General features: G+C 66.8%; 4 protein-coding genes and 1 pseudogene. All 5 read left to right on the forward strand.

Annotated features, from left to right (window positions below; genetic code table 11):
* Positions 1–105, forward strand: a pseudogene (locus tag ABZ749_RS31335) (short-chain dehydrogenase); the annotation flags it as partial.
* Between the two features lie 215 nt (positions 106–320).
* The gene (locus tag ABZ749_RS31340) at positions 321–1,247 is read left to right on the forward strand and encodes an ABC transporter permease (RefSeq protein WP_112681467.1); all 927 of its coding nucleotides are present in this window, start codon (positions 321–323) and stop codon (positions 1,245–1,247) included.
* Positions 1,240–2,208, forward strand: a complete 969-nt coding sequence (locus ABZ749_RS31345) for an ABC transporter permease (RefSeq protein WP_124860279.1) — start codon at positions 1,240–1,242, stop codon at positions 2,206–2,208. Before ABZ749_RS31340 ends, ABZ749_RS31345 begins: the two co-directional genes overlap by 8 nt.
* 25 nt (positions 2,209–2,233) lie before the next feature.
* On the forward strand, positions 2,234–3,262 hold the full coding sequence (locus tag ABZ749_RS31350; RefSeq protein ID WP_091406372.1) for an ABC transporter ATP-binding protein: 1,029 nt from the start codon (positions 2,234–2,236) through the stop codon (positions 3,260–3,262).
* A partial coding sequence (locus ABZ749_RS31355; RefSeq protein WP_357234136.1) for an ATP-binding cassette domain-containing protein occupies positions 3,255–3,765 on the forward strand: 511 nt, incomplete at its 3' end. The genes ABZ749_RS31350 and ABZ749_RS31355, both read left to right, overlap by 8 nt.

Here is a 3,765-nt window from a genome sequence, read left to right on the forward strand (position 1 = left end):
GCCCGGATCGACGCCGAGCACCGCCAACTCGACGTGCTGGTGAACGACATCTGGGGCGGCGACCCACTGGTCACCTGGGACAAGCCGGTCTGGGACCGGCCACTCGGAGAAGATCAAGAAGCTCGAGCTGAACAACGTCGGCGAGATCGACATCACCTCGGTCGAGCTCTGATCCGAACGGTCTGACCCCGGGTCGGGCTCGCCACATCCGGTGAGCCCGACCCGGGGCCGTTCCGCGATTGGGTGTTACAACACTCCACTCGCACGTTGTCACCACCGTGTCGGCCGTCCGACGCGCCCCCTGTCTGGAGGACCACCCCATGGGCCGTTATCTGTTGAGACGGCTGCTCCAACTCGTGCCGGTCTTCATCGGTACGACGTTCCTGATCTACTGGCTCGTCTGGGCCGTTCCGGGCGATCCGTTCGCCGGTAAGTGCGGCGAGCGTCGCTGCCCGGACCAGTACATCGCCTTCATGACCGAGAAGTACCACCTCGACCAGAACGTCTTCGTGCAGTACGCGAACTACATGAAGAACCTGCTCCAGGGCGACTTCGGTCAGACCTTCTCGCAGCGCGAGATCAGCGACATCATCCTGACTTCGTACCCGAACACCCTGAAGCTGGCCGTCGTGGCGCTCGCCATCGAGGCGATCATCGGCCTTGGCGCCGGTGTCCTCAGCGGTCTGCGGCGTAACGGCTTCCTGGACAACCTGGTCCTGGTCTCCACCCTCTTCCTGATCGCGCTGCCGGTCTTCGTGGTCGGCTTCGTGTTGCAGTGGCTGCTGGGTGTGCAGTGGGGCATCATCAAGCCGACCGTCTCCTCCGAGATGCGGTGGTCCGAGTTGATCGTGCCGGGCTTCGTGCTGGGCAGCGCGTCAGTGGCGTACATCGCCCGGGTGGCAAGAACGAGCATCGCGGAGAACCGTCGCGCCGACTACGTGCGCACCGCCATCGCCAAGGGCCTGCCGATGCGCCGGGTGGTCGGCGTGCACCTGCTGCGCAACTCGCTCATCCCGGTGGTGACCCTGCTCGGCACCGACCTCGGTGCCCTGATGGGTGGCGCGATCGTCACCGAGGGAATCTTCGGCATCAACGGAATCGGCCGCCAGGTCTTCCGGGCGATCATCACCAAGGAAAGCGCCACGGTGGTAGGCATCGTGGTCGTCCTGGTGCTGGTCTATCTCGTGATGAACCTGCTGGTTGACCTGCTCTACGCCGCCCTGGACCCGAGGATCCGTTATGAGTGACCCGAGTACCGCATCGATCGTCAGCACCCCTGGCGCACACCCCACCGACTCCGCCGCACCCGCCACCGCGGGCCAGCCGCAGAGCAACGAGAAGCCGCGCGGCCTGCTCGGCGACGCCTGGCGGGATCTGCGGCGCAAGCCGCTGTTCTGGATCTCGGCCACGCTGATCGTGATCTTCCTGTTGATGGCGGCCTTCCCGGCGCTGTTCGCCCCGGGCGACGCGGTCAACGGCTCGCTGTCGCGCAGCCTCGACAAGCCGTCCGCCAATGGTTGGTTCGGCTACGACGTGCAGGGCCGCGACGTCTACGCCCGGGTCATCTACGGCGCACGGGCCTCCATCGTGGTCGCCGTGCTCTCCGTGCTGGGCACCCTGCTCATCGGCGGAACCATGGGCATCATCTCCGGTTACCGCGGTGGCTGGGTGGACGCGCTGCTCAGCCGGATCGCCGACGTCTTCTTCGGTCTGCCGTTCGTGCTCGGTGCGATCGTCATCCTGACCACCTTCAACGGGTCGGGCGCCGGTAACAGCAAGGCCCAGATCATGGGCCTGGTGACCGCGTCACTGATCGTGCTGAGCTGGCCGGTCGTGATGCGGCTGATGCGTTCCTCGGTGCTCGCCACCAAGGAGGCCGACTACATCGTGGCGGCCCGCGCGCTGGGTGCCGGCACCGGTCGGATCATCCTCAAGCACCTGCTGCCGAACTGCCTGGCCCCGCTGCTGGTCTACGGCACGATCATGGTCGGCTCGTTCATCGGCGCCGAGGCCACCCTGTCGTTCCTGGGCGTCGGTCTGAAGTCGCCGGTGGTGTCCTGGGGCATCATGATCAGTGATGGGCAGAATTTTGTCCGGGTCGCGCCAGGGCTGGTGTTCTTCCCCGCCGCGTTCCTCGTCACCGCAGTGCTGAGCTTCGTGATGCTCGGTGAGTCGGTCCGCGAGGCCCTCGATCCGAAACTCCGCTAGGGGAGATCCAGTGTCCGACATTCTCGTGTCCGAGCAGTCAGCGCCGGGTCCCGGCGGGTCCGGGCGTCCCTCCGGCCGGCTGCTCGAGGTCGACGACCTGCGGGTGGAGTTCCGTACCCGGGACGGCGTCGCAAAGGTCATCAACGGGGTCACGTACCACGTCGACGCGGGGGAGACCCTCGCCGTGCTCGGCGAGTCCGGCTCCGGTAAGAGCGTCACCGCGCAGACCATCATGGGCATCCTCGACACGCCTCCCGGCTTCGTCACCGGTGGGCAGGTCCGCTTCCACGGCAAGGACATGCTCCGCATGTCCGACGAGGAGCGGCGCCGCATTCGCGGCGAGGGCATCGCGATGATCTTCCAGGACGCACTCTCTGCGCTGAATCCCGTCTTCACCGTCGGGTTCCAGATCGCCGAGCAGTTCCGGGTCCGGCGTGGCATGGGCCGCGCGGAGGCCAAGAAGCGCGCGATCGACATGCTCGACCAGGTCAAGATCCCGAACGCCAAGGGTCGGTTCAACAACTACCCGCACCAGTTCTCCGGCGGTATGCGGCAGCGCGCGATGATCGCGATGTCGCTGGCGCTCGATCCCGAGGTGCTGATCGCGGACGAGCCGACCACCGCCCTCGACGTGACAGTGCAGGCCCAGATCATGGACCTGCTGGCCGAGCTCCAGCGCGAGCGGCAGATGGGCATGATCCTGATCACCCACGACCTCGGTGTGGTCGCCGACGTCGCGGACCGGATCGCGGTCATGTACGCGGGCCGGATCGTCGAGGAAGCCGACGTGTACGAGCTGTACGCCAAGCCGGCGCACCCGTACACGCTGGGTCTGATCGACTCGATCCCGCGCCTCGACGAGAAGGGGCAGCAGCTCCGGACGATCAAGGGCCTCCCGCCGAACCTGATGAACATCCCGCCGGGCTGCCCGTTCAACCCGCGGTGCCCGATGGCTCAGCCGGTGTGCCGGGAGAAGGTCCCGCCGCTGCTGCAGGTCGGCCCCGCCCGGGCCAGCGCCTGCCACTTCGCCGAGGAGCTGGTGAACCGTGTCTGAGAACATCCTCGAGGTCAATGACCTGGTCAAGCACTACCCCGTCACGCAGGGTGTGGTGTTCAAGAAGACCGTCGGTCAGGTCAAGGCGGTCGACGGGGTCTCGTTCGGTCTGCGAGCCGGAGAGACGCTCGGTGTGGTCGGCGAGTCGGGCTGCGGCAAGTCGACGCTCGCCCGGGTGCTGATGAACCTGGAGAAGCCGACCGCGGGCAACGTGGTCTACAAGGGCCAGGACATCTCCAAGCTGTCCGGTGGGGCGCTGCGGCGTCTGCGCCGGCAGATCCAGCTGGTCATGCAGGACCCGTACACCTCGCTGAACCCGCGGATGACCGTCGGTGACCTGCTCGGTGAGCCGTTCGAGATCCACCCGGAGGTGGCGCCGAAGGGTAGCCGCCGGGCCAAGGTCCGCGAGCTGCTCGACCTGGTCGGGCTCAACCCGGAGCACATCAACCGGTACCCGCACCAGTTCTCCGGCGGTCAGCGTCAGCGCATCGGCATCGCCCGCG

Origin of the sequence: Micromonospora sp. NPDC047753, assembly GCF_040642735.1 — a bacterium.
Lineage (GTDB): Bacteria > Actinomycetota > Actinomycetes > Mycobacteriales > Micromonosporaceae > Micromonospora.

What these genes read in the sequence shown, in the direction of transcription:
- ABZ749_RS31340 (WP_112681467.1), top strand. Translation starts at nt 321, where the DNA reads ATGGGCCGTTATCTGTTGAGACGGCTGCTCCAACTCGTGCCGGTCTTC.
- ABZ749_RS31345 (WP_124860279.1), top strand. Translation starts at nt 1,240, where the DNA reads ATGAGTGACCCGAGTACCGCATCGATCGTCAGCACCCCTGGCGCACAC.